This window comes from Carboxydocella sp. JDF658 (assembly GCF_002049395.1).
In the GTDB taxonomy this organism is placed as follows: Bacteria; Bacillota.
Map to the genome: position 1 here is coordinate 1 of NZ_BDLR01000211.1, position 201 is coordinate 201.

Sequence of the window (201 nt, forward strand, 5' to 3'; positions counted from 1 at the left end):
GTCGCCATTGACTGGAACCATTTTTGATTCCAATGCTGGTGGGGTCTGGGGGGTTAAGTTCAAACGCTGTGGCTTCGATGCCCTGTATATCAAAGGGAAGTCAGCAGAGCCGGTATATATAGTAATCAAGAATGACCAGATTCAAATAAAAGCTGCTGCTGAGCTCTGGGGAAGAGATACCAGGGAAACTACTGAATTGCT

At 46.3% G+C, this 201-nt stretch carries 1 protein-coding gene; it reads left to right on the forward strand.

Going from position 1 to position 201, the window contains the following annotated elements:
* Positions 1–201, forward strand: a 201-nt coding sequence (locus tag JDF658_RS13855; RefSeq protein WP_278308132.1) for an aldehyde ferredoxin oxidoreductase N-terminal domain-containing protein, incomplete at both ends; no start/stop codon positions are given.